22 protein-coding genes and 2 pseudogenes are annotated in these 20,777 nt (G+C 70.9%); 9 read left to right on the top strand and 15 right to left on the bottom strand.

From position 1 onward, the window contains the following. Positions 1–115: 115 nt before the first annotated feature. The 7 genes and pseudogenes from OHB04_RS04280 to OHB04_RS04310 all read right to left on the bottom strand — a co-directional run. Positions 116–1,117, bottom strand: a complete 1,002-nt coding sequence (locus tag OHB04_RS04280; RefSeq protein WP_326686328.1) for a proline racemase family protein — start codon at positions 1,115–1,117, stop codon at positions 116–118. Next, entirely contained in the window at positions 1,117–2,055 is a 939-nt protein-coding gene (locus OHB04_RS04285; protein ID WP_326686329.1) for a dihydrodipicolinate synthase family protein, read from the bottom strand. Before OHB04_RS04285 ends, OHB04_RS04280 begins: the two co-directional genes overlap by 1 nt. Before the next feature lie 98 nt (positions 2,056–2,153). Further along, entirely contained in the window at positions 2,154–3,668 is a 1,515-nt protein-coding gene (locus OHB04_RS04290; protein ID WP_326806829.1) for an FAD-dependent oxidoreductase, read from the bottom strand. Then, the gene (locus tag OHB04_RS04295; protein WP_326686331.1) at positions 3,665–3,985 is read right to left on the bottom strand and encodes a (2Fe-2S)-binding protein; all 321 of its coding nucleotides are present in this window, start codon (positions 3,983–3,985) and stop codon (positions 3,665–3,667) included. Before OHB04_RS04295 ends, OHB04_RS04290 begins: the two co-directional genes overlap by 4 nt. Further along, positions 3,982–5,286 carry an NAD(P)/FAD-dependent oxidoreductase gene (locus OHB04_RS04300; protein WP_326686332.1) on the bottom strand — a complete coding sequence of 435 codons (1,305 nt, stop codon included), beginning with the start codon at positions 5,284–5,286 and terminating at the stop codon, positions 3,982–3,984. Before OHB04_RS04300 ends, OHB04_RS04295 begins: the two co-directional genes overlap by 4 nt. A gap of 118 nt (positions 5,287–5,404) precedes the next feature. Further along, a complete protein-coding gene (locus OHB04_RS04305; protein WP_326686333.1) occupies positions 5,405–6,028 on the bottom strand; it encodes a helix-turn-helix domain-containing protein in 624 nt (207 codons plus the stop codon). A 256-nt stretch (positions 6,029–6,284) separates the two neighbouring features. Further along, positions 6,285–6,757: pseudogene (locus OHB04_RS04310) on the bottom strand (FAD-dependent oxidoreductase); the annotation flags it as partial. 5 nt (positions 6,758–6,762) lie between these two features. Between OHB04_RS04310 and OHB04_RS04315 the strand changes: the two are divergent. Continuing rightward, positions 6,763–7,290 (top strand): TetR/AcrR family transcriptional regulator C-terminal domain-containing protein, encoded by a 528-nt coding sequence (locus OHB04_RS04315; RefSeq protein ID WP_326686334.1) that lies wholly within the window; start codon positions 6,763–6,765, stop codon positions 7,288–7,290. A gap of 178 nt (positions 7,291–7,468) precedes the next feature. Here OHB04_RS04315 and OHB04_RS04320 read toward each other — a convergent pair whose 3' ends face one another. Then, the gene (locus OHB04_RS04320) at positions 7,469–7,714 is read right to left on the bottom strand and encodes a hypothetical protein (RefSeq protein WP_326686335.1); all 246 of its coding nucleotides are present in this window, start codon (positions 7,712–7,714) and stop codon (positions 7,469–7,471) included. A 753-nt stretch (positions 7,715–8,467) separates the two neighbouring features. Between OHB04_RS04320 and OHB04_RS04325 the strand changes: the two genes are divergently transcribed. Further along, on the top strand, positions 8,468–10,012 hold the full coding sequence (locus OHB04_RS04325; RefSeq protein ID WP_326806830.1) for a hypothetical protein: 1,545 nt from the start codon (positions 8,468–8,470) through the stop codon (positions 10,010–10,012). A 1,597-nt stretch (positions 10,013–11,609) separates the two neighbouring features. Further along, the gene (locus OHB04_RS04335) at positions 11,610–11,969 is read left to right on the top strand and encodes a hypothetical protein (RefSeq protein ID WP_326806831.1); all 360 of its coding nucleotides are present in this window, start codon (positions 11,610–11,612) and stop codon (positions 11,967–11,969) included. On the opposite strand, the gene OHB04_RS04340 is transcribed toward OHB04_RS04335, so the two are convergent. The 3 genes from OHB04_RS04340 to OHB04_RS04350 all read right to left on the bottom strand — a co-directional run bounded on the left by OHB04_RS04340 (position 11,966) and on the right by OHB04_RS04350 (position 13,997). Continuing rightward, positions 11,966–12,781 (bottom strand): SDR family NAD(P)-dependent oxidoreductase, encoded by an 816-nt coding sequence (locus tag OHB04_RS04340; protein ID WP_326686339.1) that lies wholly within the window; start codon positions 12,779–12,781, stop codon positions 11,966–11,968. The two genes, OHB04_RS04335 and OHB04_RS04340, sit on opposite strands and share 4 nt — an antisense overlap. A gap of 94 nt (positions 12,782–12,875) precedes the next feature. Continuing rightward, a complete protein-coding gene (locus tag OHB04_RS04345; RefSeq protein ID WP_326806832.1) occupies positions 12,876–13,634 on the bottom strand; it encodes an SDR family NAD(P)-dependent oxidoreductase in 759 nt (252 codons plus the stop codon). A gap of 96 nt (positions 13,635–13,730) precedes the next feature. Further along, complete coding sequence (locus OHB04_RS04350) at positions 13,731–13,997, bottom strand: Atu4866 domain-containing protein (RefSeq protein ID WP_326686341.1); 267 nt, start codon at positions 13,995–13,997, stop codon at positions 13,731–13,733. Between the two features lie 140 nt (positions 13,998–14,137). Between OHB04_RS04350 and OHB04_RS04355 the strand changes: the two genes are divergently transcribed. Together OHB04_RS04355 and OHB04_RS04360 are read left to right on the top strand one after the other, a co-directional pair. Then, entirely contained in the window at positions 14,138–14,989 is an 852-nt protein-coding gene (locus tag OHB04_RS04355; protein ID WP_326686342.1) for a helix-turn-helix transcriptional regulator, read from the top strand. 160 nt (positions 14,990–15,149) lie between these two features. Continuing rightward, a complete protein-coding gene (locus OHB04_RS04360) occupies positions 15,150–15,497 on the top strand; it encodes a PRC-barrel domain-containing protein (RefSeq protein ID WP_326686343.1) in 348 nt (115 codons plus the stop codon). On the opposite strand, the gene OHB04_RS04365 is transcribed toward OHB04_RS04360, so the two are convergent. Together OHB04_RS04365 and OHB04_RS04370 are read right to left on the bottom strand one after the other, a co-directional pair. Then, the gene (locus OHB04_RS04365) at positions 15,491–15,733 is read right to left on the bottom strand and encodes a hypothetical protein (protein ID WP_326806833.1); all 243 of its coding nucleotides are present in this window, start codon (positions 15,731–15,733) and stop codon (positions 15,491–15,493) included. The two genes, OHB04_RS04360 and OHB04_RS04365, sit on opposite strands and share 7 nt — an antisense overlap. 80 nt (positions 15,734–15,813) lie before the next feature. Next, entirely contained in the window at positions 15,814–16,386 is a 573-nt protein-coding gene (locus tag OHB04_RS04370; protein WP_326686345.1) for a TetR/AcrR family transcriptional regulator, read from the bottom strand. A gap of 84 nt (positions 16,387–16,470) precedes the next feature. On the opposite strand from OHB04_RS04370, the gene OHB04_RS04375 reads away from it, so the two are divergent. After that, a complete protein-coding gene (locus tag OHB04_RS04375; RefSeq protein WP_326806834.1) occupies positions 16,471–17,424 on the top strand; it encodes an NADP-dependent oxidoreductase in 954 nt (317 codons plus the stop codon). Between the two features lie 168 nt (positions 17,425–17,592). Here OHB04_RS04375 and OHB04_RS04380 read toward each other — a convergent pair whose 3' ends face one another. Further along, on the bottom strand, positions 17,593–17,964 hold the full coding sequence (locus tag OHB04_RS04380; protein WP_326686347.1) for an iron chaperone: 372 nt from the start codon (positions 17,962–17,964) through the stop codon (positions 17,593–17,595). 294 nt (positions 17,965–18,258) lie between these two features. Then, complete coding sequence (locus OHB04_RS04385) at positions 18,259–18,717, bottom strand: MarR family winged helix-turn-helix transcriptional regulator (protein WP_326686348.1); 459 nt, start codon at positions 18,715–18,717, stop codon at positions 18,259–18,261. An 85-nt stretch (positions 18,718–18,802) separates the two neighbouring features. Here OHB04_RS04385 and OHB04_RS04390 point away from each other — a divergent pair, with 85 nt between their 5' ends. From OHB04_RS04390 to OHB04_RS04400, 3 genes and pseudogenes are all read left to right on the top strand, one after another. After that, the gene (locus OHB04_RS04390; protein WP_326686349.1) at positions 18,803–19,180 is read left to right on the top strand and encodes a VOC family protein; all 378 of its coding nucleotides are present in this window, start codon (positions 18,803–18,805) and stop codon (positions 19,178–19,180) included. A 2-nt stretch (positions 19,181–19,182) separates the two neighbouring features. Then, positions 19,183–20,136, top strand: coding sequence for a DNA-3-methyladenine glycosylase family protein (locus OHB04_RS04395; RefSeq protein ID WP_326686350.1), 954 nt, complete (start codon positions 19,183–19,185; stop codon positions 20,134–20,136). Positions 20,137–20,535: 399 nt separating this feature from the next. Further along, a pseudogene (locus OHB04_RS04400) lies at positions 20,536–20,751 on the top strand (Tn3 family transposase); the annotation flags it as partial. Positions 20,752–20,777: the final 26 nt, after the last annotated feature.

The following is a 20,777-nucleotide window of genomic DNA, read 5'->3' on the forward strand; positions in this document are numbered from 1 at the left end:
TCCGCGGCCACCGTATGCCTTCGATCAGCTGCCGCCCGGCCCGCCGTGCCTCCGCCAGCTCTCCACCTGTCACGAAAACAAGATCATCCCGCCTCAAGATCCACCGATACGCGCCCTAGAGGACGAAGCCGTGGGGGAACGGGTCTCGGGGATCCAGCAGGTAGTTCGCGGTGCCGGTGATCCAGGCGCGGCCGGAGAACTCCGGTACGACGCCGGGCAGTCCGCCGACGTCGGTCGTATCGAGGAGTCTCCCGACGAAGCGCGTGCCGATGAACGACTCGTTGACGAAGTCGGTGTGCAGCGGAAGCTCCCCGCGCGCGTGCAACTGCGCCATGCGCGCCGAGGTGCCCGTGCCACAGGGCGAGCGGTCGAACCAGCCGGGGTGGATGGCCATGGCGTTGCGCGAGTGGCGCCCGTCGGAGCCCGGCGCGAGGAACTGCACGTGCTTGCAGCCGCCGATGAGCGGGTCGACCGGGTGGACCGGCCGGTCCCGCTCGTTCACGGCCCGCATGATCGCCAGACCGGCGGAGAGGATCTCGTCCTTGCGGGCGCGGTCGAAGGGCAGCCCCAGGCTGTCGAGTTCGACGACGGCGTAGAAGTTGCCGCCGTACGCCATGTCGTACGCGACCTCTCCCAGCCCGGGCACCGGCACGCTCGCGCCGAGGCGCAGCGCGAACGCGTCGACGTTGCGCAGCGTGACCTTCTCGGCCGCCCCGTCCCGCACCGTGACCCGCGCCTCCACCAGGCCCGCCGGGGTGTCCAGCCGCACCACGGTCTCCGGCTCGGTGACCTCGACCATCCCGGTCTCCACGAGCACGGTCGCCACGCCGACGGTGCCGTGCCCGCACATCGGCAAGAACCCGCTGACCTCGATGTAGACCACGCCCCAGTCGGCGTCCGGCCGGGTGGGCGGCTGGAGGAGCGCACCGCTCATCGCGGGGTGCCCGCGCGGCTCGTCCACCAGGAACCGCCGCAGCTCGTCCAGGTGCTCCACGGCGTAGCGGCGGCGCTCGGCCATCGTGTCGCCGGGGATGGGTGCCACGCCCCCGGTGACGACCCGGGTCGGCATGCCCTCGGTGTGCGAGTCGACGGCGCTGATCGTGCGCGCTGAACGCATCAGGCGGCCCGGGTGCCGTCGAGCGCCGCGACGGCGCGGGCCATATCGGCCTCTACCTGCGCCCGGTGCTGGGCCGACAGCGGTCCGCGCGGCGGGCGGCACGGGCCGCCGAACCGGCCGACCAGCTCCATGCCGAACTTGATGGCCTGGACGAACTCGGTGCGCGAGTCCCACCGGAAGGCGGCCACCAAAAGCTCGTACATCGCGCGGGCCTCCTCCAGCCTGCCCGCGGTGGCCAGTTCGAACAGGCGGGCCGACTCGGCGGGAAAGACGTTGGGGAACCCGGCGAACCATCCTGTTGCGCCCATCAGCAGGCTCTCCAGTACGACATCGTCGGCTCCGCTGATCACCTCAAGGCCGGACGTGCGCTCCTTGATCTCCAGCACCCGCCGCACGTCGCCGGAGAATTCCTTGATGGCGACGACGTTGTCGATCTCGGCGATCTCGGCGACGAGGCCGGGCGTCAGGTCGACCTTGGTGTCGATCGGGTTGTTGTAGACCATGACCGGAAGTCCCACGGAGGCCACCGCTTCGAAGTGAGCGAGTATTTCTCCCCGGTTGGCCCGGTACATCGTCGGCGGCAGACACAGCACGCCGTCCGCGCCGTCCTCGGCGGCGGCCTCGGCCCAGTGCCGGGCCTGGTGGGAGCCGACGCCGTGCACGCCGACGACGACCGTGCCGGAATCGCCCACCGCCTCGATCGCGGTGCGGGCGACGGCGCGCCGCTCCTCGTCGGTCAGCGAGGAGTACTCCCCCAGCGAACCGTTCGGCCCCACGCCCCGGCAGCCGCTGTCCACCAGCCACCGGCAGTGTTCGGCGTACCGGTCCAGGTCCACCGCGAGTCCGGCGGGCGCGGATGCCTTCTCGTAGTACGGCAGCGCGGTGGCCACGACGACTCCGCCGAGGTCGGCCGTCCGCTTCGGTGTGCTGTCACTCATGTGCTGCTCTCCAGTGAGTTCGCGTCGGTCGGTCGTGGAGGGAGAGGGAGGAAAGGGAGAGAAGGAAGGCCACAGCGGGCTGGGGGCCGGAGGATGCGTCAAGAGGGGTCAGGGGGACCAGGGAGATCTGGGGGGAACGGAATCGGGGAGGCGGCGAGTTCGCCGAGGCGGATGGGCTGGGCCACCGGGCGGCGGTGCGGGCTCGCAGCGGGCAGGCCCTCGGCCGGCCGGCCGCACGGCGCGCCGCCGAGCCGGCGGCTGAGCTCGGCGACGGTGGGCCCGCACACACGCGCCTGGCACGGCCCGAGCCCGGCCCGGGTTCCCAGCTTGGCGGTGCGCGGGGCCGCACCCGCTTCGCTGGTGACGGCCGCGCACAGCTCGCCGTAGGTGGTCTCCTCGCAGCGGCACACCGTCGTCCCGGGCCGAAGCCAGCCGGGCCAGGCCGCACCGATGGGATGGGCGCGGGTGAGCCGTTCGGCGAAGGCGCGGCCCTGATCGCGGGCGCGGCGCAGGGCACGCAGGGGGTGCGCGGCGGGATCGCCACCGGCGGCGGTCCAGCCCGCGACCGCGCCCTCGGCGCGGGCGGCCGGTGCCCCCGCGACGCCGGTGACCTCGCCGGCCGCGTAGACACCGGGGACGCTGGTGCGCTGATCGCCGTCGACTTCGACGAACTCACCCTCGGGGCAGGCGACTTCGGCAGAGCAGGTCGCGGCGCCGGGCACTCGCAGGGCGCAGCCGGCCGCCAGGGGGAGTTCGAGCTGCGGGCTGAAGCCGTGGCTGACGCAGACCGCGTCCACGGCCCGCGTGCGCTCGCTGCCCGGCACCACGGACCAGTCGGGCCGCAGCCGCGCGGTGACGACCTCTTCGACCCGGCCGACCCCACGGGCCTCGACAACCGTGCGGCCGAGCCGGTACGGCACCCGGTCGCGGGCCAACGCCCAGGTGTATGCGGCCAGTTCCGCCGCCTTGCCGAACTGGCCCGCCAGCTCCCAGGGGCGTCGGGACCAGCCCCGCGCCGCGGTGGCCGACGTGTTCGCCTCCAGTACCTCCAGCACACGGGAGCCCGCCTCCAGCAGTGAGGCGGCCACCGGCAGCAGGAACGGGCCGCTCCCGGCCACCACCACCCGGTCGCCGACGGCCACGCGCTCGCCCTTCGCCAGGGCCTGCGCGGCACCGGCGGTGAACACACCCGGCAACTGCCAGCCGGGGAAGGGCAGTACCCGGTCGTGGGCGCCGGGGGCCAGCACGAGCGCGTCGGGGTCGAGGGTGCGCCGGTGGCGCCCGGCGCCGTCAGCCGGACCGCACAGCACGTGCACCCTCGGCCCGCCCGGCGACTGAGGCCGCTCCAGCGCCCATACGGCCGTCTCCGGAAGCCAGACGCAGCGCGGATGCCCCAGCACCTGGCGCCGGCGGCGGTCGAAGGCGGACCATCCGTGCTGGAGCCGTTCGGGGCGGTCCGCGGCGTACGCCTCGGGCAGCATGCGGTGGTACTGACCGCCGGGCTGCTCGGCCGCGTCGATCAGCGTGACGCGGGCGCCCGCGGCCAGCGCGGTGCGGGCGGCGGCCAGCCCGGCCGGGCCCGCGCCGACGACGGCGACGTGCCGGGGGCTCATCGGTGCTCCTCGGGGGGTGTGGCGCGGGACTGCGTACGGACGGTGTCGCCGTCGGCCGCGCGGCGCCGGCAGGCGCGAACGTCCCGCTCGCCGTTGACGGTCACCAGGCAGTCGAAGCAGACGCCGATTCCGCAGAACACGCCGCGGGCGGCTCCGGAGGGCCCGTCGCGCCAGGCCGTCCGGCCGGACGCCAGCATCAGCCCCGCCAGGCTCTGGCCCTCGATCCCGTCGGCGGGCTCGCCGTCCACGGTGATGCGCAGCGGCCGGTCGCGGCGCCCCACGCGGTCGTCGGCGGCGCGGACGAGTCGCGGACTCATGGCCCCTCCTCCTTGTGATCCTGGTGACCGGCCCTGTGTGACTGGTGGCCATCCCTGCCGTCCTGCTGACCGGCCCTGCGGTCCTGGTGATCGTCCTGGTGGACTTGACGATCGTCGGTCGCCAGCACGGCCGGCCGCTCCACCCGGAAGGCGGCGACGGCGTCCGCGTCCAGCTCGGCCGGCTCGTCGAGGATCAGGTTCCGCAGCAGGCGCGCGGTGCCCACCGACAGGCCGATCCCGGCACCTTCGTGGCCCCCCGCGTGCCAGAGACCCGCCAGCCGGGGATCGGCCCCGATGACCGGCAGATGGTCGGGCACGTAGGGCCGGAAGCCGCCGTAGGCACGCATCACCGGCACACCGGCCAGCGTCGGGAAGAGCCGCAGGGCCTTGGCGGCGACGGCCGAGAGGACCTCGGGCCGCAGCCGGTCGTCGAAGCCGACGCGGCGGCGCGAGGAGCCGAGCAGCACGCTGCCCGCCCGGGTGGATTCCACCACGGCGGAGGTCTGGAGGTCCTCTTCGGCACTGCCGACCGCACCCACGTAGTCGGCGTCGTAGACCTTGTGGAAGACCGTGGGCGGCAGCGGCGTGGTCACCAGGACGTCGCCGCGCCGTGGCTGGATGGTGACGGGTGCGCCCAGGCGGGCGGCGAGTCCGCCCGCCCAGGGACCGGCCGCGTTGACGAACAGGTCGGCCTCCAGCAGCCCGCGCGAGGTGCGGACGCCGGTGAGCCGGCCGCCCCGGGCCACCCCGGCGAGCACCTCTTCTCCGGTGCGCAGCCGGGCGCCCGCCGCCAGCGCGTCGGTGAGCAGGGCGACCGCCGCTCCCGCGGGCTGCACCTGAGCGTCCTCGGGGTAGTGCACAGCCGCCGTGTGGTCCGGTGTGAGGTGCGGCTCGGCGGCGAGGAGGGCGGCGCTCGTCAGGCTCTCGGCCGTGACGCCGGCGGCGCGTTGGGCGTCTGCGAAGTGGGCCAGTCCGCGGGCCCCGGCGTCGGTGGTGGCGACCACGATGCCGCCCTTGGGGTCCCACTCGGCGGCCGGCACGGCGCGTGCGCCCTGCGCCGATCGCCCGGCGACGGCCGTGAGGATCTCGGGCCACAGGCGCCGCGAGAGCTGGGCGAGGCGCAGCTCAGGCCCCGGCCCCTTGTCCGAGACCAGGACGTTGCCCTCACCGTGCGAGGTGGTCGCGGCGGCCGGGCCGCCGCGGTCGACGACCGTGACAGCGCAGCCCGCCAGGGCGAGTTCGCGAGCGCAGGCGGAGCCGATGATCCCGGCACCGAGCACCAGCGCCCGCGTTCCGTCCATCGAACCCTCCCTTGTTCGTCAAAGCGAACGATAGGGACGTTATGGCAGCGCCTGGAGAGTGTCAACGGTTTCGCGGCGCGGCTGTCTGACGCACGCTCAATCGCCCCGTGGCCGCACGTCAGTCGCCGCATCCCACACGGTCCTCGGCCGACGGGCCGGGCGCGTGCGGGTGCAGCCGCTGGTCAGCGCGGTACTGGAGCAGCAGCACCGAGCGGACGGTCTCCTCCTGGGCCGCGTAGCCGTGCGGCAGGGCGGCGTCGAACCCGACGTAGTCGCCGGGCTCCAGCTCCACCTCGTGCCCGTCCACACTCACGCCCAGCCGCCCGGACTGGACGATGGTGTGCTCGATGCCCACGTGCCCGAGCGAGTCCCGTCGGCAACCCGCCCTGACCTGCTGGTCGTAGACCTCGAACACGGCGTCGCCGGACTCGATCCGCTGCAACGGACGGAGATCGACGGCGTCACCGCTGAGGACCTCGACCTCCTTGGCCCGCACCACCCGCAGCCCCGCGGGCGGCCGGGTGTCGAGCAGGTCGGAGATCGGCAACTCCAGCACCCGGGAGAGACTGAAGACCGTCTCGATCGTGGGGTTGCCGGTACCGGACTCCAGCTGGGAGAGCGTCGCCTTCCCGATCTTGGAACGTCTGGACAGCTCGGAGAGCGAGAGCCCCCGCTGCCCCCTGGCCCGCTTCAGGTTGAGTGCCAGCATTCCCCGGATCGACCTGTCAGGACTGTCGCTCACGGCCCCTCCTTCCCCTCGCAAAGTGTTCGCTATACAGAACAATAGCGTTCCGTCACACGGCATTATCCTGAACACTGGCTTCGTGGGGTCCGGACAGGCGGGAAGCGGACCGCCCGGCCACCGGGCGCCCCCCTCGCCCACCGCTCCCCTTCCTTCCGCGTCCAGCGGCAGCCGGTCCGAGAGCACGTCGGAGCCGTCCGGCGTGACCAGGATGTCGTCCTCGATCCGCGGGCACAGGGCCCGTCGGCGGTGTGGCTCAGGACTGCCCCCGTGCCCCGTCCTGACTGTGGGGGCCGCCGTTGAAGAGATCGATGAATCCGAACGGTGCGCGGTCGCCGAGACAGAGGTCCAGCACTTCGTGCGCCTCGGCGTAGAAGGGTTCGGTGCGCGGGAACAGCGCTCTTCGTAGGCGGTGAGTGCGGCTCCGAAGTCGTCGGGGTGAGCGGCGATCGCCTTACCGAGTTCGGCGCCGTCGGACATCGCCAGGTTCGCGCCGTCGCCGGACGGCGGCATCAGGTGTGCGGCATCGCCGAGGAGCGTCACTCCGGGCACGCGCTCCCATCGGTGTCCGTCCGGGAGTGTGTGGATCATGCGCGCGACCGGAGCGGTCTCGCCGTCGGTGATCAGCGCGGTGAGTTCCGGTGCCCATCCGTCGAACCCGGCCGCGACGCGAGCAGTCGCGGCGGCGGCGTCGGTGAAGTCGATGGCGGCGATCCATTCGGCGGACCGTGCACGTGACGAACAAGGACGAGCTCGTCGCCCTGGCCGCCGATCAGGTGCTCGGCCACACCTTCGCCGCAGCCCCACGCCCCGAGGAAGGCGCTGACGCCGAGCCGCGCGCGCTTGCCATCGCCGTCTTCGATGCCCTTGATCGGCACCCGTGGGCAGCGTTCCACGTCAACACGCCGCCCACGCTGGCGAACGCACTGCACCTGCTCGACCGCGTCGGCACCCTTGTCGCACGAACCGGGCTGCCCGCCGAACAGCATTTCGCGGTCTCCACCGCGATCTCCTACTACATCACCGGCGTCAGCGCCCAGATCGTCGCCCCACGCGCCACCGCCGGCGCGGCCACCAGCCGCGACGCCTTCCTCACCCAGACCGCCGAAAGCGGGGAAAAGCTCGACCCCGCCGACTACCCCTTCCTGACGCGCACCACCACGGAACTGCGCGACCACGACGACCGCGACCAATTCACCACCGGCCTCGACCTGTTCCTGGACGGCCTCAGCTCGACCGCAGATCCGCGACCCTCCGCGTGATGTACGCGATCCAGGCGATGCGGTGGGATCGTTCGGCCGTCCGCGCCGCCGTACACCGTGGCGAACCGTGAGCAGTGGAGTCTGACGACGCGTCTGGAACCACAGCAGCGCCAAGGGCCGAGACATCCCGGGCAATGGCGTCTTCACCACGGCTCCGGCCAGGCCTGGAGCCCGGGGGTCACGCCGGGGCTGCGGCTGCCTCACCCTGCTGGGTGCGCGGGCCGGGCAAGGTCGCCCGGATGAACAGGGCCAGATCGAGGCGGCTGTTCATGTCCAGCTCGAACCGGCCGTACGGATTCACGTGGGTCCAGAACAGCGGCGACAGCGCCCTGCGGTTCGTGTCGGCGAGGTAGTGCAGACGAACGAGGTCCGCACCGCCCGGCCCGGTTCTTCGATCGCCCGGTACGCCGGGTACTCCGGGCACCGTTGTCTCCATCCCCCATGACCACCCGGCGCGCGGCGCTGGCGTCGCCGTTGCTGCCGGTCTCGCAGACACGGGACCGGACGCGGTCGGTCCGGACACCCTGTCGAGCGGGATCGCCGAGCGGAACGGCGTGCGGGAACTCGGTCCGCCCGCAGGGCTGTTCGCGGAGCGCCTGAAGGACTCGGCCGTGCCGTCCGCACGCTCTTCGGGTGCGACCACCTCGCCGACGAGGACAAGGAGCACACCGAAACCTCGATGCCCGCGCTCCAACTCCTTGCGCCCGGTCCTGCCCGCATCAACACCCCACCGGCGAGGCTTCCAGGAAACCGTGTTGTTGACAGGGGTGTGGTGATAGTTGAACTCTTAGTGGCGTAGGGCCGTTGTGGGGGTGGCAGGACAACTCCTGCCGGCCTCCGTCTTGGATACGGAGATATACGAATCGCGCTCGTCAGGTCGGAGATGGAGGGCTTGTGGCTAAGGCTTCGCGGCTCCTGAGCAGTGATTCGGTTGCGGCAACGTCAGCACAGGATGCCCTTGCCTTAGACAGCGCCCAGTGCCCGCAGCGGTCAGGCTGAAAACGGCTTGCTGGTCACCGGCGCGGCACCAAACCAGATGACAGCTCATTGAAGCTGTTCGACGGCGTTCACATATAAAATTCACTTGATCCGTACGGAAATCCCTGGGCGCGCAGACCACTTGCAGCGCGGCAAGTGCAATTCCCATGTTTCCGGGGTCAAAGCGGGAGGCGCTCTCATGGCTGACTCAGCTAATCGACCGCAAGGAGCCACTCAAGCCCAAGAAGGGGCGGAGGTCAATTTGAGGGCTCTGGAGGAGGGGCGATCTCCGGAATCAACCACCGAAGACGAGACGCAGCGCGATGCGAGCGCGGTTAAAAGCGCTTACTGGTGGGATGTGACCCAAAAGATCACCATGACAAAGACCATGACCTGGGTGTCCGCTGGCTACGGGATGAAGAACAGCACTTTCAAGGCGATCGGCTTTGGCATGCTTGCCGGCCACAGTGCGGAAAAAGCAGCGGCGGCTTGGCCCAAAGATCGCGAGTCGGTCGCAGCGAACCTGGTCAATACCGTCGGTACCACTGTGTGGTCAGCTGGGATAGGGACCGGCAACCTGGCCACGCAAACCGTGGGACCGGCTATCAATTTCGCCGCAAATATCACCTCTGCGGGATGGAAGTATCACCAGGGAAAGGAGGGTTGGACCAGAGATTTGGTCGATGCGGTCGAGATGGCTGCATTCACGATTGCGCCTTACACAGGAAGTTCCGCGGCTCGCGCAGTGGGATTTGGGACTACGGCGCTGGGATACTTTTGGGACGCCACGCAGGACAAAGGTCTCGTGGCGCATGGAATCGGCGCAGGCGCGTGGGCTGTAGGAGCCGCGATGGAAAACGACTCCGTGCAAGCCGTCGGGGCGGGGGTAGTGGCGGCTGCCGAAGCCGCGCGGCTTGCCTACCCCATCTATGAGAAATACGTTCAGAAAACTTCATCCGAAGTAACTCCGCAACAGCCTGGTAGCGAGCCGATTCCTGTACACAGCTCCGCCCCCACGGTTGATCCCTCACCCGAGCCGAATACTCATCTCTCTGTCAATTCGGTCGCGGCAGCGTCCAATTCGATCACCCCGGTGACGTCGGTGGCGTCGGTGGCGCCCGACCCGGCGGCGCCCGACCGGGTGGCACCGGTGGCATCGGTTGCGCCCAACCCAGCTGCGCCCGACCCGGTGGCGGCGTCGTCCAATCCGATCGCCCCGGCAGCGCCCAGCCCGGTGGCGTCGGTGGCATCGATTGCGTCGGTGACGCCCAACCCAGCTGCGCCCGACCTGGTGGCGGCGGCGCCCGAACCAGTCACCCCAGCAACACCCAACCCGACCACGTCGATGGCATCGATTGCGTCGGTGACGCCCAACCCAGCAGCGCCCAACCCAGCGGCGGCGACGCCCGAACCAGTCACCCCAGCAACACCCAACCCGACCACGTCGATGGCATCGATTGCGTCGGTGACGCCCAACCCAGCGGCGCCCACCCCGGCGGCATCGGCTGCACCCAACATAGCTGCGCCCGACCCGGCGGGGCCCAACCCGGCGGCGCCCAGCCCAATCACCCCAGCAGCACCCAACCCGACCGCGTCAGCAGCACCCCAGCAGTTTGCGCCGCCCACCCCCATCCCCAGGCCGCATTCGGCACATGGTGTCGGTGAGGGCATTTCCTCCCGGCCCAGTACTGGCCAAGCCTTGACGCCGCTTCCCGCAAAAACTGCCCGCAGGCGCAGCATGTGACCTCCGCAGCGAGGTAACTTCCGCGAAACCGCTCGGCTTGGACCGCAGACTGGACGGGCACCAACGTCGCTGCCCGTCCGGCTCTCGCAGGCGGTCCGGAAGTCCCGCCGGTACCGAAACTCCCTGGCCTGGCCGGAGCGCTTTCCCAGCCCGTTGACGGCGGTTGACAGGGGATGGGGCAGCCGACCGTGGTTGTCACACCTATGGCGGCACATCCCGCAGAACGCGGCGGTCCCGTCCTCGCTTCAGGCTGCCGGGTCCCGGAGTCCGCCGGCCTCGCCGTGGCCGAGGTGTTCGGCGGTGGACGCCGGCTTCCAGACGATGACGGAACGGCACCCCTCCAGCGCCTGGATCTGCGCATCGACGCGCAGCCGGTGGGTGGCGGGGAGCTGAAGATGTTCAGCCTCGTTGCCCGGACCGTGGCGTACCAGTCCGGCGAATTGCTTGAGCCGGCGAGCGGCCTACCGGATTCGCGCGACTTGACGCAGATGGCGATACAGGCGATGCGCAGCCCGTGCCTCGTGGCCGGTGTTGCCCGCATGCGTCTGGTGCCACAGCCGTTGACAGTCGTAGGCCGGCCCCACCGGCGCCGACCGACCCCGCGTCGTCACCGGAGCCCGCCACACTCACCCCGTCTTCGCCGCCCCTCTCCCCTCGACGGGACCACGTCCACACACCGCATGTTCGTCATATCGAACGATGACTTCAGCGCCCCACCGGCGGGAGTAGTGCTGCGACAGGTGCCACAGAAGGCCCTCCACCCCTCATAACAGCAGATCTACCCGCTTCCAACTCCGCACGCACACACAAGTGTTGACACCCCTCAACCTCGACCCTACGTTGCCGATGTTCGACATAGGGAACGGTCAATGCGTGTGTGCGCCGTCGAGATCGCGTTCGCATGACGTCGCCCGCCCCGTCGGGAGACGGAAGAGCCCCGCGCCCCACTCCCGCGATACGGAGGGGGACCTTGGTGCCGTCGCCGAGCCAGCCGTCGAGACGGTCACCGACGGCGAGCCCGCGCTGCCGGGCGTGGGTGCGGCTGACCGCGACCGTGCGCCCGTGCCGCAGGCTCGCCAGCGACCCCTCGCGTACCCCGAGGTCGAGCACCCCGGCCGCGGAGCGCGGGTCGAGGACCTGCGTGGCGGCGCTCGGACTTCGGCCACGGAGTCGGCCTCCGGGGGGTACGCGGGACCGGCTTCCGGGGCGTACGCGGGTCCCGCGGAGGGGCTCGCCGGATACCGGACCGGTGGATACCGGACCGGTGGATGCCGGACCGGTGGATGCCGGACCGGTGGATGCCGGACCGGTGGATGCCGGACCGGTCGACGGCCCGCTGAGCCGTGCCGTGCCCGCCGCCGAACGGGCTCGGCGATCCAGCCGTCCTCACGATGGTCGGCGCGCTGACCCTGACAGCCCGCGTACGGCAGGAGCGCCCGGCCGAGGCCCGCGAGGCCGCGCGGCGCACCGAACAGGCGTTGGACGAGCGGTCGCACCCCTGGGAGACAGGGCTGTGGCGGCTCTTCCACAGCGAGCTGCTCGTGGCCGGGGCCCGGGGCGACCTCGACGGCGCGGAGCGCCTGCACCGGCGCGCGCCGTGGAGCGCTACCGCGCCGAGGACCGCCCCGAGTACGAGGCCCACCACCTCGCCATGCTCGGCTCACTGGCCGCCGCGCGCGGCGAGTCCGAGCTGGCCCGGGTCCGCCTGGAGCGCGCACTCGACGCGGCACGGCGCTCCGGCCGCCGCCACGCGGAGCTGCTGCCGCTGCGGGGGCTGCTCGCCCTCGGCGGCAGCTCACAGGCCCCCGAACTGCGCGCCCTCCTGGAGCGGACCGAGGCCGAGGCGTCGCCGCCGCGCGCGACCGACTGCCCGTTCCACCTCGCCGTGCCGCCCGGCTCGCCCCTCCTCCCCCGCCTCTCCTCACCCGTCCTCGACGTCCACCGGCACCCCGTCTAGAGCGCGGTGAAGCCGCCGTCGGCGGCGACCACGGCTCCTGTGACGAAGCCGGCGCGTGGTGAGGCGAGGAAGCACAGGACCTCGGCGATCTCTTCGGGCCGTGCCACCCGGCCCAGCGGCTGCGCGTCGGCGAAGGAGGCCAGGTACGCACGGCTGTCGGAGCGGAACGTGTCGAGGAAGTCGGTCTCGATGACACCCGCGGCAACGAGGTTGGCGCGGATGCCCAGCGGCCCGCCCTCGACGGCGAGCACCTTCGTCAGCTGGGCCAGAGCGCCCTTCGACGCGCTGTAGGCGGCGCCTTCGGGCAGGGCCACGGTGCAGGTGTAGGAGCCGGTGCTGACGATGGCTCCGCCGCCACGGGTCTTCATGGCCCGGAAGGCTTCGCGGGCGAAGAAGAAGGAGCCCCGGGCGTTGACCGCCATCACGGCGTCCCAGTCCTCGGCGGTGGTTTCGGTGACGGGCTTGTTCAGGGTGCGTCCGGCGTTGTTCACCAGAATGTCCAGCCCGCCGAAGGCGTCGACGGCCGACCGCACCGCTCGGGCAGCGGTCTCCTCCTGTGCGATGTCGCCGGTCATCGTCAGCACGCCGGGAAACTCCTCCGGCAGGGTCTGGACGTCCGGCCGCAGGTCGACAGCCAGGACGCGGGCGCCACGGGCGGTGAGAAGCGCCACGGTCTCCTTGCCCACGCCGCGCGCGGCGCCGGTGACGACGGCGACCTTGCCGGTGAACTCGGCGGCCCCGGTGGCTTCGGCAGCTTCAGCAGCTGCGGCCTCAGCGGCTTCGCTGGACAGCGTTGTGGATGTTGCGGGCATTGCGGATGTTGCGGGCATTGCGGGTGTCATGGTGCGTCGCGTTCCTTGGAGGGGGTGAGTGCGGGCGCCCCCTGCGGGACGCCTGAGGTGCTGTTCAGTGCGCGGTGAGCCCGCCGTCGACCACGAGCTCCGAGCCGGTGACGAACGAGGAGTCGTCGCTGGCGAGGAAGAGGATCGCGGGTGCGATCTCCTCGGCGCGACCGGCCCGGCGCATCGGGGTGCGCTGGATGTCCGGCTGCTGGTCGCCCTGATCGTCCAGGAGGTCCTGGATCATCGGCGTGGCGATCACACCGGGGTGCACCGAGTTGATCCGCACTCCCTGCCGTGCGTACTCGACCGCTGCCGTCTTGCTCAACAGGCGCACCGCGCCCTTGGACGCCTGGTAGGCCGCGGCTGCGCCGCTTCCCACGAGCCCGAGCACCGACGACGTATTGATCACCGACGCGTTGCCGCTCGCGCGCAGCAGCGGCATCGCCGCCTTCATCCCGAGCCACGTACCTTTCTGGTTCACGTCGATGACGCGGTCCCAGTCCTCTTCCCGCGTGTCCTCGATACCCGGCCAGTCCACGATGCCGGCGAGGTTCACGAGCACGTCCAGCGTTCCGAACCGGTCGCGTACGACGGTGATCACCTCGTCCCACTCCCGCGCCGAGGAGACGTCGAGGCGAGCGGCGACGACCTCGGCGCCGCCTGCCTCGATCCGGTGGGCCAGGTCCCGCAGGGGCTCCTCGGCGACATCGGTCACCACCAGCCGGGCGCCTTCGCGGGCGAAGAGTCCGGCGATCGCCATGCCGATGCCGCCGGTCGCGCCGGTGATCAGCGCGACCTTGCCGTCAAGTCGTCGTCCTGTCATCGAAATGGTCCTCTTTCCTCGTTGCTGCTGACTGTTGTGCCGGCGCCCTGTCCGCCCCGTCCGATCTGTCCGATATGGGCGGTCCGGGCGCCTCCGTCATGGCGACTTGCGCTCCCGGTACAGCACGAGGTGCTCGTGGTGGAGCACTCCGTCCCGGATGTCGCCTGTCGCGGTGAAGCCGGCGTCATCGATGTAGTCCAGGTGGCTGCCGGTCACCGTGTACCGGCCCGTGTACGCGCTGCGCCGCTCGCCGCGGGCCTCGTCGTAGCGGCCGTCCGCCAAGAGTTCCTGACGGATATGACCGTCCGCGGTCACCCACATACCGACCACGTCGACGTGGTCGTCCTCAGCTGTCCCGGCCATGGCGGACTCCTCTCCTCGGTTGGTGCGGCTCTGCCCTGCTCCATCGAGTCTGCGCAGGTCAACGGCCATCAGCCAGGACGCGTGCTGCCTGGGTGCGGCACACCCAGGCAGCGCGTCGGGCCGCCGCCTAGCCTGGACACATGGACGACAACCACCTGGGAGACTTCCTGCGCGCACGCCGCGCCGGCCTGCGGCCGGAGGACGTCGGCATGGCGAGTTACGGGGTCCGCAGAGTGGCCGGACTGCGCCGTGAGGAGGCCGCTGTCCTGGCCGGGGTGAACGCCGACTACTACACCCGCCTGGAACAGGGGCGCGAGCGCAACCCCTCACCCCAGGTACTCGACGCCCTCAGCCGCGCGCTGCGCCTGGACGCGGATGCCCGAGCACACCTGTTCCGGCTGGCCGGAACCGCACCCGGCGACCAGCCCTCCGTCCACACGGCCGAGCGGGTCAGCCCCGCGCTGCGCCAGCTCATGGACGGCTACCCGAACACTCCGGCGTTCGTCATCAACCGGACCCTGGACATCCTCGCCGCCAACGCCCTGACCGACGCCCTCTACGCCCCGTTCGATCCGGCGGACAACCTGGCCCGGATGACCTTCCTCGACCCGGCGGGCCGGCACTTCTACCCCGAGTGGAACCGGACGGCCCAGGCTGCCGTGGCCAATCTGCGCCAGGCGGCCGGATTTGACCCGGACCACCCGCGGCTACGCGAACTCGTCCGGTCCCTCACGGAGCACAGCACGGAATTCACCCGCCTCTGGGACGCCCACACCGTGCGCGGCAAGACCCAGGACGCCAAGCTCCTCCTCCACCCGGACGTCGGCCGGCTCGCCCTCACCTATCAGGCCTTCGACGTACGGGACGCGCCCGGCCAGCAACTCGTCATCTACCAGGCCGAACCAGGCAGCCCCAGCGCCGAGGCCCTCAACCTTCTCGGCTCCCTCCACGCCACCCGCCATCCCACGGAGCCCCGTCCCCACCAGTACTAGGCCGTGCCCCTGGTGGTCCGTGTCCCGGCAGGGCCCCGGAGCGCGTGTGATGGATCCTGTGCGGGGCACTCGCTTCCGGGCGAGGGCGGCCGGCGCCTCCGGGTGAGGGCCGGCCGGACAATCCGGCCCTCTTCGCAGACCAACGGCCCGGGAGAGCTTCGTGACCGAGAACTTGTGGAACTACGTCCCGACCGCCGGGCACACCCCGGACGCCGACCTGACGGGTTACCGCGTGGAGGCGGAAGACGGGCACATCGGCAAGGTCGACGAGCACTCCAACGACGTCGGCTCCGCGTACCTCGTCGTCGACACGGGACCGTGGATCTTCGGTAAGCAGGTCCTTCTACCGGCCGGTGCGGTCACGCGTATCAGCAACGAGGACAAGACCATCCGGGTCGCCTGGTCCAAGGACCGGATCAAGGCCGCCCCCGAGTTCGACAAGGCCAAGCACCTCGGGGACCCGCGCTACCGGGACCAGCTCGGCGGCTACTACGGCTCCGGTCACTGAGCGGCCCGGGGCCCACGGCGGGCGGCGATGAGGCCGAGCGCCTCGCGGGCCTGATCCCAGTAGGTGCCGCCGGTGTAAGAGCGCCGGCTCTCGAAGTGGGCGACGACCCGCTCGACAGCCACCTCCTTGTCGGTGCGTGCGAGGGCACGCACCGCGTCACCGCGCCAGAAGTACTGGGTGCGCGGATTGATCCAGCACTCCGAAACCTTGATCACCTGGGCCGCGATCACCCTCATGATCAGACGTCTCACCCGGGAACAAAGAGCCTGAACCGTCGCTGCCCGCCATTTTGGGCGCTGCCCCTCTTGCGACAGTCTCAGCCGACTGTCGGGGGCGGCGGCGCGACCGCCTCACGCAGTTCGGCGGCGGTCCGGGTGACGAGCTCGGAGAGGGTCGCGTCCGGGTCGGCCAGCCAGCGGGACGTGGCGCGCCGGGAGACCGCTATCGCCACGTCGATGATGAAACGTGCCTTGCCAGGCTCGACGCCGCGGTGTTCGAGCGCCCGCGCCAGCGCGTCGGCGATGTCGGCGAGCTTGATCAGATCGCGCTCGGCCAGTGCCGGGCTGGCGGCGATCACCCTGACGCGGCGCAGCAGGAACGCGCGCGAGTGAAAGACCTCGTCGGCGGTCCCCAGCGCGGTCAGCAGCGCCTCGATCGGCGTGAGGCCGGGGTCTGCCGCCTCGACCCGGGCGGCAAGGTGGGCTTCGAGTTCGTTGCCGGCGAAAAGGACTTCCCGCTTGTCGGGGAAATAGCGGTAGAAGGAGCGCTCGGTCAGACCGGCGGTTCGCGCGATCTGCGCGACCGTTGTGCGCTCGAACCCCTGCGTCTCGAACAACTCGAGCGCCGCGCGCTCGAGCCGCCCCTGTGCGTCTGACTCCCATCTCGGCATGCCCACCAGGATATGACAGCAGAGGCTGTCGTCACGACGCTAAGATCGATGACAACAGATGCTGTCATCACATAGGAGATCGTCATGAAGGCTCTTCAGTTCGACCGGTTCGGATCCCCGGACGTGATCGTGCTCCACGAGGTCCCGAAGCCGGAGCCGGGACCCGGCCAGATCCGGACCGCCGTGCGGGCGTGCGGACTGACACCGGGCGACTGGGCGGTGGTCGACGGCCTACTCGCCGACCAGTTGCCGCCACTGCCGCGCGGGCTCGGCGTCGAGGTCGCGGGCACCGTCGACGCGCTCGGTGAGGGCGTCATCGGCGTCGAGATCGGCGACCGGGTGTTCGGCCCGGCGGCCTTCGACGGTCCGACGGCCGGGGCCGCTGAGTATGCGCTGATGGCGGTCTGGGCTCACATTCCCGCGGGCGTCACCGCCGAGCAGGCCGCCGCGCTGCCGATGGCGGCCGAGACGGCATGGCACGCGCTCGACGACCTCGGCGTCCAGCCGGGTGAGCTGCTGCTCGTCCACGGCGCAGGCTCCACCGTGGGTGAGGCGGCGGTGCGCTTGGCGCTGCACCGGGGTGTCCGGGTGATCGCCACCGCCGGGCCGACGCGGGCCGCAGCCCTGGGAGAGATCGGCGCCCGGGTGACCGGCCACGGCGACGGCATGGCCGAACGCGTCGCCGCATTGGCCGGCGCCCGCGTCGACCGCGCCCTGGACACGGCCCCGACCGGCGGCCGGATCGACCGCGCCCACCAGGCCAGCCCGGGCGGCGGCTCGCTGCCGTCCCTGATCGAGCTGACCGGGGACCCCGACCGCGTCCTCACCGTCTCGGACTTCGCCGCCGCAGCCGAGCTGGGCACCCGGATTACCCAGATCGAGATGCGCTACGACCGGATGAGCGAGTTCGCCCGGCTGGCCGACGAAGGCGTTCTCGTCGTATCGGTCGCCCGCACCTACACGCTCGACCAGATCCAGGAAGCGGCCAAGCTCAGCCAGTCCCGTCGGCCCGGCGGCAAGCTCATGCTCGTCCTGTGATCGGGTTACTGGACTGATCAGAGGCCACCGCACGATCTTCAGGAGTCCATACAACTCCCGATGATCACGCGGCGGCTGTACCCGTTCCCGACCAGGATCCCTAGATCGCGAGGTCGCACTGGAGCACCAGGGTCCAACGACCCTCCACAGAAGTTCAGAAGCAGGCACTCACATCCACAGCACACCGTCGTTCTCGTGCTCGCGCACTCGGAACGCAATCATCTGGCGCAGCAGGTCGACCGGCACGGGCTGGCCGTAGGGGAGCTTGACCGAGCCCTTGCCGGTGGCAAAGCCGGCAAGTTCGGTGTCGAACGCCTCGCGGGTGCTGGGCGTGAACACGACGTTCGCGTGCTTCGCGTGGCCGCTGAGCATGAAGAGGATCGTCCCGGACGGGTGCACCCACGCGGGATTGCCCCACTTGATCGCCTCGCTCGCTTCCGGGACCGCCTCGTGGGCCAGCGCGCGCACCTGCTCAAGCAGCTCGCGGTCCTGCCCGGCGAAGCTGCCGATGTACTCATCGATCGTCTGCGGCTTGCCCATGGTGGCAGTGTGGCACGGTCCACCCCGGTCGCAGACGGACCTGAGAACCCCGTTTCCGAACCCCGAACCAGCAGGTCGGCGCCGAATACGGTCCGGTCTTTCGCTGCGGTCCGGGAGTACGCCGGGCGCGAGGACCAGCCGAAGGGGTTCTCCCCTCCTACAGGCGGTCCCGTTCTCGATCACCGCCCGGACGCGGCCCGCGCCCGTCACCGGGGCGAGGCGACACCGGGACCGGCCGATGACCGTTCAGCCTTACGGCGGCACACGGCGCCCGCTCATCGAGCTCAGACCGGTTCACCCACCGAGTGTCTCCGCCATGCGGTCCAGGTCGGTGAGAAAGGTGGCGAGGCGTTTCGGCGGGATGGCGTCGGTCATCCGCTGGTCGATGGCGTAGATGGCAGAGCGTGCCGCGGCGAGGCGGCGGTGGCCCTCCTCGGTGAGGTGGGCGGGCAGGGCGCGGCCATGGTCGGTAGTGGTCGCGCGGCTGATCAGGCCGTCGTCCTGCAACCCACGCAGGACGACGTTCATGGACTGCCGGGTGACGAAGGTGCCGCGGGCCAGTTCGGCGTTGGACAGCCCGGGTTGCTGGTCGAGCAGTTCGAGGCAGGCGTATTGCGGCACGGTCAGTCCGTGTTCGCGCAGGGCCCTGTCCATCGCGCCGCGCAGCGCAGCCGCGGCGCGTTTGAGGCGGTAGCCCAGTCGCTCGGTCACGTCGGCGGCCGGGATCGGGTCGGTGGTTTTTCCCTCACTCATGTCAGGAGTTTGACATAGGTGAGCGGGGACGCCTACCTTCACTCATGTCAAAGTCCTGACATCGAGCAAGTTTGAGGAGCACCCCATGACCACCGCCGTTTCCGTCACCGGGCCCGACTTCATCGCACTACAGGTGCGTGACGTCGACACGGCCGCCGCTTTCTTCGAGACGCAGCTCGGGCTGCACCGGGCCCCCGCCTCACCCCCCGGCGCCGTGGTGTTCACCACCGAGCCGATCGCGTTCGCCGTCCGCGAGCCCCTGCCGGGTGTGGACCTCGACAGTGTGGAGCGGCCCGGCCTCGGCGTCGCCCTGTGGTTCAAGACCAGCGACGCCCAGGCGCTCCATGACCGCCTCCAGGCCGCCGGGACCCCCATCGTCAAGGCGCCGGAGGACGGCCCGTTCGGCAGGATGTTCACCTTCCTCGGCCCCGAGGGCTACGCCATCACCGCGCACGGGAACTGACCGTGCACGCCTTCACCATCACCCCGCAAGGGCCCTTCTCCCTCGCAGCCGGTCTCAGCTTCCTGAGGGGCTTCACCCCCGCCGGGTATCACGACACCGCACAGGACCAGACGCTGCGCCTGGCATTCCCCGCCGACGACGGCCACTCGACCGTCGGCGTCGAAGTGAGGCAGGCGGACGGCCCCCAGGGCACCGTGGAGGCGGAGGCCGTCGTGCACACCGGCCTGCCCTGCGAGGGGCGGGCCGGGACGGCCACGGGAACCGGGCCCGCCCCGCCATCCCCCGGGATGGATGCGGTGCGGCAGCAGCTGGCGCGCATCCTCTCACTCGACGTCGACGGCAGCGGGTTTCCCCAGCTCGCCAACAGCGATCCCGTCATGGCCGAGGTCATCCCGGCATACCCGGGACTGCGGCCGGTGTGCTTCCACTCCCCGTACGAAGCAGCGGCCTGGGCGGTCATCGGCCACCGCATCCGCATGGTCCAGGCCGCCGCAGCCAAAGCCCGCATCGCCGAACGCCACGGACAACACGTCACCGTCGCCGGCCGCACCCTGCACGCCTTCCCCACCCCGCTGGTCCTGCGCCAACTCGACCGCATCCCCGGGCTGCCCGACATCAAGGTCGAACGCCTGCGCCACCTCGCGGACGCTGCTCTCGCCGACCACCTCAACGCCGGCCAACTGCGGGCGATGCCGGCCCAGGACGCCCTTGCCCACCTTCAGGAATTGCCGGGCATCGGCCCGTTCTCCGCCGAACTGATCCTCATCCGCGGCGCCGGGCACCCCGACGTCTTCCCACGGCACGAACCCCGGCTGCACGCCGCGATGGCGCGCGCCTACGGTCTGAGCGATGCGGATGCCTCCGACACGAACCGCCTCGCCGACATCAGCAACCGCTGGGCGCCCTACCGCAGCTGGGCCGCCGTCCTGTTGCGCACCTGGTTTTCACGGATCTGACCGCGGTTGCGTGAAGGGACATGCCCCGCGCAAGCGTGCCCATGGCTGCCTCGTCCGCGAGGTCGGCTGTCAGATCTTGTCCTGGGTAGGTCCGCTTTTGCCCCGGGCAGGTCGCACCGGAATGATCGTCGCTCACGCGTCTCGATGAACTTGGTGCTGCTGAACGCCAGTTGTGGAACTCCTTCACGCGGGGCATTGCCGTCGATGTCCGCGACGGCACGTCATCGGCTGAATCCACGGTACGGGCCGACGTCATCGAGGCACTGTTGCTGGGTGCCGGCGCCGATCCCACCCCGGGTGACCGCCCGGCGCTCCGCCTCACCGGCGCCGGCATCACAGGCAGCCTGGATCTGCGATTCGCCGAGATTGCCATGCCGGTCGTCCTGGCCGACTGCCGCTTCGACGAAGTACCACGCCGCCGTCGCTCAGCTCCAGGCTCAGGGCCACGAACTCCGCGAGGAGGACATCGCCCGGCTCTCCCCGCTCAAGCACCGCAACCTGAACCTGCTCGGCCGCTACAGCTTCACCGCCTCCACCCCCGCCGCCGGCGTCCTGCGCCCGCTTCGGGACCCTGATGCGCCGGAGCTGGACGAGGACGAGACCGGCTGGGAGTGAGTCGGGGCCGTCGCTGCCTGCGTCTC

The organism is Streptomyces sp. NBC_01775 (assembly GCF_035917675.1).
GTDB lineage: Bacteria > Actinomycetota > Actinomycetes > Streptomycetales > Streptomycetaceae > Streptomyces.